Source organism: Pseudoalteromonas sp. NS-SX12 (genome assembly GCF_057367955.1).
Genome location: NZ_CM170634.1, coordinates 912798 through 926197 on the forward strand (window position 1 = coordinate 912798; position 13400 = coordinate 926197).

Annotated in this window: 15 protein-coding genes; all 15 read left to right on the forward strand. The window is 42.6% G+C overall.

Annotation, left to right across the window (positions count from 1 at the left end; all coding sequences use genetic code 11):
- Window positions 1-353: 353 nt before the first annotated feature.
- The gene (mnmG, locus tag AC2IOM_RS04380) at window positions 354-2243 is read left to right on the forward strand and encodes a tRNA uridine-5-carboxymethylaminomethyl(34) synthesis enzyme MnmG (protein WP_486359222.1); all 1890 of its coding nucleotides are present in this window, start codon (window positions 354-356) and stop codon (window positions 2241-2243) included.
- 30 nt (window positions 2244-2273) lie between these two features.
- The gene (gene rsmG, locus AC2IOM_RS04385; protein WP_486359223.1) at window positions 2274-2894 is read left to right on the forward strand and encodes a 16S rRNA (guanine(527)-N(7))-methyltransferase RsmG; all 621 of its coding nucleotides are present in this window, start codon (window positions 2274-2276) and stop codon (window positions 2892-2894) included.
- A 16-nt stretch (window positions 2895-2910) separates the two neighbouring features.
- Window positions 2911-3696: a ParA family protein gene (locus AC2IOM_RS04390; RefSeq protein ID WP_010561326.1), complete on the forward strand. Its 786-nt coding sequence runs from the start codon at window positions 2911-2913 to the stop codon at window positions 3694-3696.
- A gap of 16 nt (window positions 3697-3712) precedes the next feature.
- A complete protein-coding gene (locus tag AC2IOM_RS04395) occupies window positions 3713-4621 on the forward strand; it encodes a ParB/RepB/Spo0J family partition protein (protein ID WP_486359224.1) in 909 nt (302 codons plus the stop codon).
- 218 nt (window positions 4622-4839) lie between these two features.
- A complete protein-coding gene (locus AC2IOM_RS04400; protein ID WP_010561328.1) occupies window positions 4840-5217 on the forward strand; it encodes an ATP synthase subunit I in 378 nt (125 codons plus the stop codon).
- Window positions 5218-5232: 15 nt separating this feature from the next.
- Complete coding sequence (gene atpB, locus AC2IOM_RS04405) at window positions 5233-6087, forward strand: F0F1 ATP synthase subunit A (RefSeq protein ID WP_486359225.1); 855 nt, start codon at window positions 5233-5235, stop codon at window positions 6085-6087.
- A 49-nt stretch (window positions 6088-6136) separates the two neighbouring features.
- Window positions 6137-6370 carry a F0F1 ATP synthase subunit C gene (gene atpE, locus AC2IOM_RS04410; RefSeq protein WP_010561330.1) on the forward strand — a complete coding sequence of 78 codons (234 nt, stop codon included), beginning with the start codon at window positions 6137-6139 and terminating at the stop codon, window positions 6368-6370.
- A 44-nt stretch (window positions 6371-6414) separates the two neighbouring features.
- Complete coding sequence (atpF, locus tag AC2IOM_RS04415; protein ID WP_010561331.1) at window positions 6415-6885, forward strand: F0F1 ATP synthase subunit B; 471 nt, start codon at window positions 6415-6417, stop codon at window positions 6883-6885.
- 15 nt (window positions 6886-6900) lie between these two features.
- Window positions 6901-7434, forward strand: coding sequence for a F0F1 ATP synthase subunit delta (gene atpH / locus AC2IOM_RS04420; protein WP_010561332.1), 534 nt, complete (start codon window positions 6901-6903; stop codon window positions 7432-7434).
- 14 nt (window positions 7435-7448) lie between these two features.
- Entirely contained in the window at window positions 7449-8990 is a 1542-nt protein-coding gene (gene atpA, locus AC2IOM_RS04425) for a F0F1 ATP synthase subunit alpha (protein ID WP_010561333.1), read from the forward strand.
- 44 nt (window positions 8991-9034) lie between these two features.
- Window positions 9035-9895, forward strand: coding sequence for a F0F1 ATP synthase subunit gamma (gene atpG, locus AC2IOM_RS04430; RefSeq protein WP_010561334.1), 861 nt, complete (start codon window positions 9035-9037; stop codon window positions 9893-9895).
- A gap of 30 nt (window positions 9896-9925) precedes the next feature.
- A complete protein-coding gene (gene atpD / locus AC2IOM_RS04435; RefSeq protein WP_105173039.1) occupies window positions 9926-11311 on the forward strand; it encodes a F0F1 ATP synthase subunit beta in 1386 nt (461 codons plus the stop codon).
- A gap of 13 nt (window positions 11312-11324) precedes the next feature.
- Complete coding sequence (locus AC2IOM_RS04440) at window positions 11325-11744, forward strand: F0F1 ATP synthase subunit epsilon (RefSeq protein ID WP_105173040.1); 420 nt, start codon at window positions 11325-11327, stop codon at window positions 11742-11744.
- A 111-nt stretch (window positions 11745-11855) separates the two neighbouring features.
- The gene (locus AC2IOM_RS04445; RefSeq protein WP_486359226.1) at window positions 11856-12503 is read left to right on the forward strand and encodes a YceH family protein; all 648 of its coding nucleotides are present in this window, start codon (window positions 11856-11858) and stop codon (window positions 12501-12503) included.
- Window positions 12504-12518: 15 nt separating this feature from the next.
- Window positions 12519-13349, forward strand: coding sequence for an ammonia-dependent NAD(+) synthetase (gene nadE, locus AC2IOM_RS04450; protein ID WP_486359227.1), 831 nt, complete (start codon window positions 12519-12521; stop codon window positions 13347-13349).
- Window positions 13350-13400 lie beyond the last annotated feature (51 nt).

Here is a 13400-nt window from a genome sequence, read left to right on the forward strand (position 1 = left end):
CCCTTGATCTAACCTTGTATTTATAGATGATTATGCATTGGATAGAATTTTCACTTGATCGAGATGTTGATAACTAGGCAAGTTGATCAGTGCTTTTAAAGTACTTGATCCGATCATATCAACACCAATTGATCTAACTTAACTTACTGAAAGTAAAGTTTTAGTTAGAGTTATCAACAGAAACAGGGCTACTATATAATAGAAATAACAAGATCTTTCTAAAGATCATTTATTTTATATTAGATCAGTTCTTTAGATCGTGTTCATTATTTAATCGTTTCACTTCTTAGAATTTCTAGGTAGAATACGCATCCTTTCAAAATCTAACTCGGATATTACGCAGGATCCTTTACATGCTATTTCATGAACAATTTGACGTTATTGTTGTTGGTGGTGGACATGCTGGTACAGAAGCAGCACTCGCTTCTTCACGCATGGGAATGAAAACATTACTGTTGACTCATAATATTGATACTTTAGGTCAAATGTCATGTAATCCTGCGATCGGTGGGATCGGTAAAGGCCATTTGGTTAAAGAAATCGATGCACTTGGTGGCGCTATGGCACAAGCGATCGATAAAGGTGGCATTCAATTTAGAACGCTTAATTCTTCTAAAGGCCCAGCGGTACGTGCTACACGAGCACAAGCTGACAGAAAGCTTTACAAAGAAGCAATTCAGCAAACCTTGCAAAACCAAGAAAACCTCACCATTTTCCAACAATCGTGCGATGATCTCATCGTTGATGGCGATACCGTAAAAGGTGTTGTGACACAAATGGGGCTTAAATTTGAAGCGCCAAGCGTGGTTTTAACTGTTGGCACTTTCTTAGGTGGTACAATTCACATTGGTATGGAAAACTTTAGCGGTGGTCGTGCAGGTGATCCACCCTCAATTGCCCTTGCTAAACGCTTACGTGAATTGCCATTCCGTGTTGATCGTTTAAAAACAGGTACGCCGCCACGTATTGATGCACGTACTGTTGATTTTTCAGTAATGCAGCCTCAACCAGGTGATACGCCAACACCTGTATTCTCATTTATGGGTAAACAATCGGATCACCCAACGCAGATCCCGTGCTATATCACTTACACTAATGAAAAAACGCATGACGTTATTCGCAATAATCTTGATCGTTCACCAATGTATGCTGGTGTAATTGAAGGCATCGGCCCACGTTATTGCCCATCGATTGAGGATAAGATCATGCGTTTTGCAGACAAAGACAAGCACCAGATCTTTGTTGAGCCTGAAGGCCTTACTACACATGAATTATATCCAAATGGCATTTCGACAAGTTTACCGTTTGATGTGCAAATGCAGATCGTAAGATCGATTAAAGGCTTTGAAAATGCCCATATTTGCCGCCCAGGTTATGCAATTGAATATGATTTCTTCGATCCACGTGATTTAAAGCAGTCTTTAGAAACTAAGTTTATCAGCGGCTTATTCTTTGCTGGTCAAATTAACGGTACTACTGGTTATGAAGAAGCAGGTGCTCAGGGCTTAATTGCAGGTATGAATGCTGCGTTACAAGTACAAGGCAAAGATGCTTGGACACCACGCCGTGATGAAGCATACACAGGTGTACTGATTGATGACTTAGCAACGCTTGGTACAAAAGAACCGTACCGCATGTTCACAAGCCGTGCTGAATACCGTTTATTATTACGTGAAGACAATGCCGATCTACGCTTAACAGCGAAAGGCCGTGAACTTGGTTTAGTTGACGATGCTCGTTGGCAGGCATTCAACGAAAAGATCGAAGTGATGGAGCTTGAGTCTCAACGCTTAAAAGATACGTGGATCCATAAAGATCACCCGGCACTTGAAAATGTTAATGCCTTACTGAAAATGCCATTAACGCGTGAAGCAAGTCTTGCTGATCTGGTTAAGCGCCCTGAAGTAAATTACAACGATCTGGTTGCGATTGACGGCTTAGCACCTGAAACAAATAATGCACAAGCTCACGAACAAGTTGAGATTCAAATTAAGTACGCAGGTTATATTGCACGTCAGCAAGACGAAATTGATAAGCAATTGCGCCATGAAAATACCTTATTGCCAGCTGATTTTGATTACAGCAAGGTATCGGGTTTATCAAATGAGGTTGTTGCCAAGTTAACTGATGTACGTCCAACCACTATCGGCCAAGCATCACGAATTTCAGGTATAACACCTGCGGCAATTTCGCTATTATTAGTGTACTTAAAAAAACAAGGTTTATTACGCAAATCAGCTTAGTGCTGATTTGCTGCTTTCTGGGTTCATTACGTGATTCGCAATAAATTAGATGCCTTATTGGCAAAAACATCCATTTCATTATCTGAAACGCAAAAACTGCAACTGGTTAGTTATGTTGAAATGCTTGATAAGTGGAATAAAGCTTACAACTTAACTTCTGTTCGTGATCCACAAGAAATGGTGGTTAAACACATTCTTGATTCACTGGTTGTGGCACCGCATTTAGACGGCAATCACTATATTGATGTTGGTACGGGCCCTGGCTTACCTGGTGTAGTATTAGCAATTGCTCATCCTGATAAACAATTTGTGTTATTAGATAGCCTTGGCAAACGCATTCGTTTTTTAAATCAAGTTAAGCTAAATTTAAAGCTTAAAAATATTACTCCGGTGCAATCTCGCGTTGAAGAATATCAACCAGAACAACCATTTGATGGCGTTTTAAGTCGTGCCTTTGCATCTTTGCAAGATATGGTAGACTGGTGTCAGCACTTAGTGGATCACTCTGGTCGTTTTATTGCGCTAAAAGGGCAATTTCCTGAACAAGAAATTGACCAATTACCGGCCTCGATTGAATACCAAGATAAAGTAGTATTAACAGTGCCTGAGCTGGATGCCGAAAGGCATTTAATAATTCTAAAAAAGAACTAATTTGTTAGGGGACACCGTGGCTAGAATCATTGCAATTGCAAACCAAAAAGGTGGGGTTGGCAAAACCACCACTGCGGTAAATTTAGCAGCGTCAATGGCTGCTACTAAGCGTAAAGTGCTGTTAATCGACCTCGATCCACAAGGTAATGCGACTATGGGTAGCGGCGTCGACAAATACGATGAAATTGCCACTACTTACGATCTGCTTGTTGAAGAAAAACCTTTCGATGAAGTTGTTATTAAAGAAACCTCTGGCGAATATCACTTAATCGCAGCAAACGGCGACGTAACTGCTGCTGAAGTGAAGCTTATGGAGATGTATGCGCGAGAAATTCGCTTGCGCAACGCGCTTGAAAAAATAGCCGACCAGTACGAGTTTATCTTTATTGACTGCCCTCCTTCGTTAAACATGTTAACGGTAAATGCAATGGCCGCAGCAGACTCGGTACTTGTGCCGATGCAATGCGAGTATTTTGCATTAGAAGGTTTAACTGCGCTGATGGATACCATTACGCAGCTTGCTAAATTAGTAAATCCAAAATTAGAAATTGAAGGCATCTTGCGAACCATGTACGATCCGCGTAATCGTCTAGCAAATGACGTGTCTGACCAATTAAAACAACATTTTGGTGAAAAAGTATACCGCACGGTAATCCCTCGTAATGTACGCTTAGCTGAAGCGCCAAGTTTTGGTGCGCCTGCAATGTACTACGATCGCGCATCAAGTGGTGCTAAAGCATATCTTGCATTAGCCGGCGAAATGCTGCGTCGTAAAGAGAAAAAAAGTCAGGCCGTTGCTTAATTTCTGAGGAATATGAATGTCTCCTAAAAAACGTGGTTTAGGGCGCGGCTTGGATGCCCTGTTAACATCTGCAAAACCAAAAGCGCAAGATGTTCAAGATCAATCAGTCGCGCAAACTGACGGTGTTAATGAATCTGCAAAAGCGACGCCGCCAAGTGAGCTACAAAAACTTCCGATTGAATTCTTACATCCAGGAAAATATCAGCCGCGTAAAGACATGTCAGAAGAGGCACTTGAAGAGCTGGCCTCTTCAATCCGCGCACAAGGGGTGATTCAGCCAATTGTGGTGCGTCCAATTGCACATAATAGCTACGAGATTATTGCCGGTGAACGTCGCTGGCGTGCGGCGCAACTTGCTAAATTAGAAGTTGTTCCTTGTTTAATCAAAGAAGTGCCTGACGAAGCGGCTGTTGCCATTGCATTAATTGAAAATATTCAACGTGAAGACTTAAATGCGATGGAAGAAGCGGTTGCTCTTGACCGTTTATTGAACGAATTTGAACTGACACATCAACAAGTTGCTGATGCTGTTGGTAAATCACGTACAACCGTAACTAATTTGCTGCGTTTAAATAATCTCAATGAAGATGTTAAACGTTTACTCGAGCACGGCGACATTGAAATGGGTCATGCCCGCTGTTTATTAGCACTTGATGGTGAAGACCAGTCAGCCACAGCGCGTATCGTAGTTGCAAAAGGGCTTACCGTGCGTGAAACGGAAAAACTAGTGCGTTCAGTGCTTGAACCAAAACCAGAAGCACAGCCTAAAGAAAAAGATCCAGATGTATTGCAGTTAGAACAGCAACTTGCTCAAAACTTAGGGGCTAAAGTTGAAATTAACTACAATCAGAAAGGAAAAGGTAAACTGGTTATTTCGTATACCTCTCTTGATGAACTTGACGGTATTTTAGAGAAAATTAATTAACGTTATATTAATTTTCGATATACATTTCATTAATATTAACTAATAGTCTAAAAATACCTTAAATTTTGCATAAAAATCACGGTTTAAAGCCTGTTTATGCACCTTCCAAAAGCCTATAAATAAACGGCTTTCAAGTTGCAAATCTGGCAAAAATAAGTATAATTTTGCCAGTTTTTTGTACCCTGTTTCATTGTGCATCGTGAAGGTTGATTATTTTTGTGGCAAATTCTTTAGCAAAACCTTTACGAACCAAAGCACTGAAGTTTATTTATTTGCAGGGCGTAGTAGCACTTGTGAGTGCGTTAGTAGTTTGGCTTGGTTGGGGAGTGTTAGCGGGTAAATCGGCGTTAATTGGCGGATTTGTCGCGTTGCTTCCCAATTTTGTATATACCCTTTATGCGTTTCGCTTTGCAGGGGCCAGACAAGTACAACAAGTATATTCCTCGATTAAACGAGGAGCTGGATTAAAGTATTTATTAACCATTTTGCTATTCGCACTGGTACTTAAGTCGTCAACAGTGGTGTTGTTACCATTTTTCTCGGTTTATGTGTTGGTGATGATTGTGAGCTGGTTTGCACCGATTTTTTTTCATTAACTTTTGGGATAAAACATGGCTGAAGAAGTAACTCTATCGAGTCACATTCAGCACCACTTAACAAATGCTAAGATGTGTTCGACCGAATCTGGTCTTGCCTTCAACAAAGCATGTGCTGACAGTGGTTTCTGGACGTGGCATATCGATACCCTTGCTTGGTCTATCGGATTAGGGATCTTATTTTTATGGATCTTCCGAAGCGCAGCAAACAAAGCAACTACCGGTGTACCGGGTAAGTTTCAATGTTTCATTGAGATGATTGTGGAGTTTGTTGGTGACAATGTACGTGATACTTACCACGGTAAGAGCGCGTTAATTGCACCACTTGCACTGACCATCTTTGTTTGGGTTTTCTTAATGAACCTAATGGACTTAATTCCTGTTGACTTCTTACCTGCGTTTGCTGGCTTTGTTGGCGAATCAGCGTTTGGTATGGATCCACACGATGTCTACATGAAGATAGTACCAACCACAGATATCAACCTAACTGCTGCATTAGCGCTAGGTGTATTCTTGCTGATGATTGGTTACTCAGTAAAAATTAAAGGCATCAAAGGTTTCCTTGCTGAACTTACGCTTCACCCATTCAGCACTAAGAACAAAATCGGTATGTTGTTCTTAATTCCGTGTAACCTTCTTTTAGAAACAATTGCGTTAGTTGCTAAGCCGTTTTCACTAGCACTACGTTTATTCGGTAACCTGTATGCAGGTGAGCTTATCTTCATCCTAATCGGTGCAGTTGGCTTAATGCAGTTACCATTACACTTTATTTGGGCAGTTTTCCATATCTTAGTTATCGTTCTTCAAGCATTCGTATTTATGATGCTGACGATTGTTTACCTAAGCATGGCAAGCTCAGACAACCACTAATTTATACACTTTTTTAATTTAACTTTTAATTTACATTTTGGAGATAAAAATGGAACTAATGATTGGTCTTAAGTACATCGCTGTGGCTCTACTTATCGGTTTCGGTGCTATCGGTACTGCAATCGGCTTCGGTAACATGGGTGGTAAATTCCTAGAAGCATGTGCACGTCAGCCTGAACTAGCGCCTTCACTACAAGTTAAAATGTTCATCCTAGCTGGTCTTATCGATGCGGTAGCAATGATCGGTGTAGGTATCGCAATGGTATTGTTGTTCGTACTTTAATTTTATTAATCGTTGAACAGCAAACTATTTAAGGAGGAGCGGTCGTGAACTTAACTGCCACTCTAATTGGTGAATTAATTGCGTTTACGGTTTTCGTACTTTTCTGTATGAAATATGTATGGCCACCGCTAAACGGCGCAATTGAAGCTCGCCAGAAAAAAATTGAAGAAGGTTTAGCTGCTACAGACAGAGCTGAAAAAGACTTAGAGCTTGCTCAGCAGAAAGCAGCTGACCAGCTTAAAGAAGCGAAAGCGCAAGCAGCTGACATTATTGAACAAGCTAAAAAGCGTGCGACACAAATCGTTGATGACGAGACATCTCGTGGTCAAGAGGAGCGTCAAGCTATCATTGCTCAAGGTCACTCAGAAGTAGAAGCTGAGCGTAACCGTGCTAAAGAAGAACTACGTAAACAAGTTGCTACTCTAGCAGTTGTTGGCGCAGAGAAAATTTTAGAGCGCGAGATCAATGAAGCGGCACATAGCGACATCGTTGAAAAACTTGTTGCGCAGCTTTAATAGGAGGGTATGAGCATGTCTGAATTGACTACCATCGCTCGCCCATACGCGAAAGCGGCTTTTGACCTAGCGGTTGAAAAAGGTGCTGTAGAAAGTTGGAATGAAATGCTGTTCTTCGCTGGCGCATTAGCTAGCGATGAGCAGGTTAAAGCCTTACTTTCAAGCATCCCATCTGCAAAAGAGCAAGCTGATGTAATCATCAAGCTTGGTGCTGAGCAGATCAACGAACTGGGTCAGAATCTTATCAAGCTAATGGCCGAAAATGAGCGTTTAGCCGCTATTCCTGCTGTTGCTAAGTTATATGCTGAGTTTAAATCAGAATATGACAAAGAAATCGACGTTGACGTGGTTTCTGCAACTGAGCTTTCTGCAGAGCAGAAAGCTACTCTTAGCGCAGCATTGGAAAAACGCTTCGCACGCAAAGTTAAGCTGAATTGTAGTGTTGATGCTAACACTATGGGCGGTCTAGTGATTAAAGCTGGCGATACTGTGATTGATGGAACAGTACGCGGCAAGCTAAATCGTCTTTCAACAACACTACAATCGTAATTGGGAAGAAGAGCATGCAACTTAATTCCACTGAAATTTCAGAACTAATCAAAAAACGTATTGAGCAGTTCGAAGTTGTAAGTGAAGCACGTAACGAAGGTACGATTGTATCTGTTACTGACGGTATCATCCGCATTCACGGTCTAGCTGACTGTATGCAAGGTGAGATGATCGAGCTTCCAGGCAACCGTTATGCTATCGCACTAAACCTTGAGCGCGACTCAGTAGGTGCAGTAGTAATGGGTCCATACGCAGACCTTAAAGAAGGCGTAAAAGTACAAGCAACAGGTCGTATCCTTGAAGTACCAGTTGGCCCTAAACTACTTGGTCGTGTTGTTAACACACTAGGTGAGCCAATTGATGGTAAAGGCGCTGTTGAAGCTGCAGGTTTCGAACCTGTAGAAAAGATTGCACCAGGTGTAATCGAGCGTCAATCAGTAGACGAGCCAGTACAAACTGGTTATAAGTCTATCGATGCGATGATTCCAGTAGGTCGTGGTCAGCGTGAGCTAGTAATCGGTGACCGTCAGACTGGTAAAACTGCACTAGCAATCGATGCTATCATCAACCAAAAAGACACAGGCGTTAAGTGTGTGTACGTAGCGGTTGGTCAAAAAGCATCTACAATTGCTAACGTAGTACGTAAGTTAGAAGAGCACGGTGCACTTGAAAACACTATCGTTGTTGTTGCATCTGCTTCTGAATCAGCTGCGCTACAATTCCTAGCGCCATTTGCTGGTTGTACTATGGGTGAATACTTCCGTGACCGCGGTGAAGATGCATTAATCGTATATGATGACCTGTCTAAGCAAGCTGTTGCTTACCGTCAGATCTCACTACTACTTAAGCGTCCACCAGGCCGTGAAGCATACCCAGGTGACGTATTCTACCTTCACTCACGTCTTCTAGAGCGTGCATCACGTGTAAACGCTGATTACGTTGAGAAGTACACTAACGGTGAAGTGAAAGGTAAGACAGGTTCATTAACTGCACTTCCAATCATTGAGACTCAAGGTGGTGACGTATCTGCGTTCGTACCGACAAACGTTATCTCAATCACGGATGGTCAGATCTTCCTAGAAACTGACCTATTCAACGCAGGTATCCGTCCAGCGGTTAACGCTGGTATCTCGGTATCTCGTGTAGGTGGTGCAGCACAAACTAAGATCGTTAAGAAACTAGGTGGTGGTATCCGTCTAGCGCTAGCACAGTATCGTGAACTAGCAGCGTTCTCACAGTTTGCGTCAGACCTTGACGATGCAACTCGTGCTCAATTAGAGCATGGTGAGCGTGTTACTGAGCTAATGAAGCAAAAGCAGTACGCTCCAATGTCTGTTGCTGAAATGTCTCTGTCATTATTCGCTGCTGAAAAAGGTTATCTAAAAGACATCGAAATCAACAAAGTACTTGATTTCGAAGCTGCGTTAATCTCTTTCGCTAACAGTGAATATTCAGCGCTTATGACTGAAATCAACGAAACGGGTAACTACAACGCCGAGATCGAAGCTCAACTTAAAGAGCTTTTAGAGAAGTGTAAATCTACACAAACTTGGTAAGTTATTAATGGTGACTTCGGTCACCACTGATTCGGAGATAAGTCATGGCCGGCGGAAAAGAGATAAAATCACAGATCGGGAGTATTAAAAATACTCAGAAGATCACCAGCGCAATGGAGATGGTTGCCGCTTCTAAAATGAAGAAGGCACAAGATCGCGTGGCATCAAGCCGCCCATACGCTGAAAATATACGCAAAGTGATCGGTCGTGTTGCTCAGGCTAACTTAGACTTTAAACACCCGTTTTTAGAAGAACGTGATGTAAAGAAAGTTGGTTACATTATTGTTTCTACTGACCGCGGTCTATGTGGCGGCTTAAACTCAAACGAGTTTAAGAAAGTTGCACTAGACGTTAAAGCGTGGAAAGAAAAAGGCGTTGACGCTGAATTTGCTGCCCTAGGTAGCAAAGCAGCAGGCTTTTTCCAGCGTTTTGGCGGTGAGCTATTAGCAAGCAGAGCAGGGCTTGGTGATGCTCCTTCAATTCAGGACGTAATTGGTCCTGTAAAAGTTATGCTTGATGCATACTCTGAAGGAAAAATTGACCGCTTGTTTGTTGTTTACAACAACTTTGTAAACACTATGAAGCAAGAGCCAGTGATCGATCAGTTATTACCTTTGCCTAAAGCTGACGAAGAAGTTTCTAGCCACTCTTGGGATTACTTATATGAGCCAAACCCAGAGGCAATTTTAGAAACTCTTATTAAACGCTTTATCGAGTCTCAGGTATATCAGAGTGTTGTTGAAAACGCTGCATCTGAACAAGCTGCACGTATGGTTGCGATGAAAGCCGCAACAGACAACGCAGGTGACTTAATTGATGAGTTACAACTGGTATACAACAAAGCACGACAAGCCGCGATTACACAAGAAATTAGTGAAATCGTGTCAGGTTCAGCAGCCGTTTAACGGTTGGCAAAGTTAACGAGAGGAATAGACATGAGTTTAGGTAAGGTCGTCCAAATTATCGGCGCCGTTGTGGACATCGAGTTTCCACAAGACAACGTGCCAGCCGTATATGACGCACTAAAAGTAACAAGCGGTGAGCTTGCTGGTTTGACTTTAGAAGTTCAACAGCAGCTTGGCGGCGGTGTGGTACGTGGTATCGCACTAGGTACTACTGACGGTTTACGTCGTGGTACTGAAGTAGACACAACTGGCGAGCCTATCAAGGTTCCAGTTGGTACAGCGACACTAGGTCGTATCATGAACGTACTTGGTGACCCAATTGATGAAGCGGGTCCAATCGGTGAAGAAGAGCGTTACTCTATCCACCGTGAAGCACCAAGCTACGAAGATCAGAGCAGCTCAGTTGAACTTTTAGAGACTGGTATCAAGGTAATCGACCTTGTATGTCCATTCGCTAAAGGTGGTAAAGTTGGTCTTTTCGGTGGTGCGGGTGTTGGTAAAACAGTAAACATGATGGAACTTATCCGTAACATCGCAATCGAGCACAGCGGTTACTCAGTATTCGCAGGTGTTGGTGAGCGTACTCGTGAGGGTAATGACTTCTACCATGAAATGAACGAATCAAACGTACTTGATAAAGTATCGCTTGTTTACGGTCAGATGAACGAGCCACCGGGTAACCGTCTACGTGTTGCTCTTACAGGTCTTACAATGGCTGAGAAGTTCCGTGACGAAGGTCGCGACGTACTTTTCTTCGTTGATAACATCTACCGTTACACACTAGCGGGTACAGAAGTATCAGCACTTCTAGGTCGTATGCCATCAGCGGTAGGTTACCAGCCTACACTAGCTGAAGAAATGGGTGTACTTCAGGAGCGTATCGCATCAACTAAGACTGGTTCAATCACGTCTATCCAAGCAGTATATGTACCTGCGGATGACTTAACGGATCCATCGCCAGCGACTACGTTCGCTCACTTAGATGCGACAGTTGTACTTTCTCGTGATATCGCGTCACTAGGTATTTACCCAGCGATCGATCCACTTGATTCATCATCTCGTCAGCTTGACCCATTAGTAATTGGTCAAGAGCACTATGACATTGCACGTGGCGTTCAAACAGTTCTTCAGCGTTATAAAGAACTTAAAGACATCATCGCAATCCTAGGTATGGACGAGCTATCTGATGAAGATAAGCAAGTTGTATCACGTGCTCGTAAGATCCAGCGTTTCCTATCTCAGCCATTCTTCGTAGCTGAGGTATTCACAGGTGCACCTGGTAAATACGTATCACTGAAAGATACTCTTGAGGGCTTCAAAGGCATCCTAGGTGGTGACTATGACGATCTTCCAGAGCAAGCGTTCTACATGGTTGGTTCAATCGACGAAGCGATCGAAAAAGCCAAAGACATGTAATTAGGGGGCTGTTATGGCAATGACTATACATCTTGACGTAGTAAGCGCAGAAGAGACAATTTTCTCTGGTCGCGTTGAATCACTTCAAGTATCAGGTAGTGAAGGTGAGCTAGGTATTTTACACGGCCACGCACCACTACTAACACCCCTAAAGCCTGGTATGGTTAACTTTGTTAAGCAACACGGTGAAGAAGAAATGATTTACATCGCGGGTGGTACATTAGAAGTACAACCAGGCACTGTAACCGTTCTTGCTGATGTTGCAACACGTGCAGAAGACCTAGATGAAGCAACTGCATTAGAAGCGAAGCGTCAAGCTGAAGAGCACATGGCGAACGCATCTGCTGCAGACTTCAACTATGCTGAAGCGGCGATTGAGCTTTCAAAAGCGATTGCACAAATCAAAGTACTTCAGTCTATGCGCAAGAAGTAACCAAAACCTTACATGGTTTAGTAAAAAACCCGCCAATTGGCGGGTTTTTTGTTTTTTCATTTTCTAAATTGAGGTATATAAGAATCACAACTTGTTACTCAAGGAAGTAAGATGGAACTCAATTTAACGCCAGTTGAACAACGCATTATTGGCTGCTTACTAGAAAAACAACAAACCACGCCAGATCAGTACCCTCTTTCGCTCAATAGCCTGACTAACGCCTGTAATCAAAAATCAAATCGTGAGCCTGTAATGGCTTTGTCGGAATCTGACGTACAAGAAGGCTTAGATTCACTTGTTGCAAAACGCTTAGTGACAGTTGATGAAGGGTTGTCGGGTCGCGTGAGTAAATATGCCCATCGCTTTTGTAATACAGAGTTCGGTTCAATAAAGCTAACCGATCAGCAAAAGGCGATTGTTTGCTTAATGTTGGTACGCGGTGCACAAACGCCTGGCGAGCTTAGAACGCGTTCTAACCGTTTAGCCGAGTTTAGCAATGTGACTGAAGTAGAAAGTGCCCTTAACGCATTAGCGGAACAAGAATATGTTGTGAAGTTGGAACGCGAACCTGGTAAACGCGAATCGCGTTTTATGCATTTATTTGGTGATGTCGATATTTCTGAACTAACGGCAGTGAATTCGAATGCGCAATCGACGGTTGTGGCTAGCCATCAAAGTGATGAAATGGCACAATTAAGATTAGAAGTCGCTCAATTACGCAGCGAACTTGCAGAGATAAAATCACATCTAGGTTTATAACATTGGAGATAAACAGTGCGCGCTGAAATCATGGCTGAAATGAAGGTACTCCCCTCAATCGATCCACAAGCAGAAATTACACGTCGAATTGCTTTTATTAAATCTAAGCTGGTGGAGTCAGGTACACGCAGTTTAGTGCTTGGTATCTCTGGTGGTGTTGACTCATCAACGTGTGGCAAACTGTGTCAGTTAGCCATTGATGAGCTTAATAACGAGCAAGCTACAGATAAATATCAGTTTATTGCAATGCGTTTACCTTATGGTGTGCAAGCAGATGAAGATGAAGCGCAGCTGGCGGTAGATTTTATTCAGCCATCAAAGCGTGTCACTGTAAATATTAAGCCTGCAACCGATGGTATGCATACCGAGGCTCTTGCTGCGCTTGAAACAGCAGGAATTGAGCCACCAGCTCAAAGTGCAATTGATTTTACCAAAGGCAACGTAAAGGCACGTCAGCGCATGATAGCGCAATATGAAATTGCCGGATTAACGCAAGGTTTAGTGGTTGGCACAGATCACAGTGCTGAAAACATTACCGGTTTTTATACTAAGTTTGGTGATGGTGCATGTGACTTAGCGCCGTTGTTTGGTTTGTCTAAGCGTCAAGTTCGCTTGTTAGCTAAAACACTTGGTGCACCAGAATTACTGGTAACCAAAACGCCAACTGCTGATTTAGAGTGTGATCGCCCAGGCCTTGCTGATGAAGATGCACTTGGCGTGAGCTACGATCAGATTGATGACTTCTTAGAAGGAGAAGAAGTATCGAATGAAGTTGAGGAAAAACTGATTGCGATTTATAAGCGTACCCAGCATAAGCGTCAGCCAATCCCAACAGTTTATGATTAATCTTTATAATTTATAAAGGAAAGGCGCTCAAAATGAGCGCCTTTTTGTTTT

Bases quoted from the DNA above. Each gene is read 5' to 3' on its own strand.
- mnmG (WP_486359222.1), top strand. From the start codon at position 354: ATGCTATTTCATGAACAATTTGACGTTATTGTTGTTGGTGGTGGACAT.
- atpH (WP_010561332.1), top strand. From the start codon at position 6,901: ATGTCTGAATTGACTACCATCGCTCGCCCATACGCGAAAGCGGCTTTT.
- atpB (WP_486359225.1), top strand. From the start codon at position 5,233: ATGGCTGAAGAAGTAACTCTATCGAGTCACATTCAGCACCACTTAACA.
- AC2IOM_RS04440 (WP_105173040.1), top strand. From the start codon at position 11,325: ATGGCAATGACTATACATCTTGACGTAGTAAGCGCAGAAGAGACAATT.
- AC2IOM_RS04445 (WP_486359226.1), top strand. From the start codon at position 11,856: ATGGAACTCAATTTAACGCCAGTTGAACAACGCATTATTGGCTGCTTA.
- atpA (WP_010561333.1), top strand. From the start codon at position 7,449: ATGCAACTTAATTCCACTGAAATTTCAGAACTAATCAAAAAACGTATT.
- atpD (WP_105173039.1), top strand. From the start codon at position 9,926: ATGAGTTTAGGTAAGGTCGTCCAAATTATCGGCGCCGTTGTGGACATC.
- atpG (WP_010561334.1), top strand. From the start codon at position 9,035: ATGGCCGGCGGAAAAGAGATAAAATCACAGATCGGGAGTATTAAAAAT.
- atpE (WP_010561330.1), top strand. From the start codon at position 6,137: ATGGAACTAATGATTGGTCTTAAGTACATCGCTGTGGCTCTACTTATC.
- AC2IOM_RS04395 (WP_486359224.1), top strand. From the start codon at position 3,713: ATGTCTCCTAAAAAACGTGGTTTAGGGCGCGGCTTGGATGCCCTGTTA.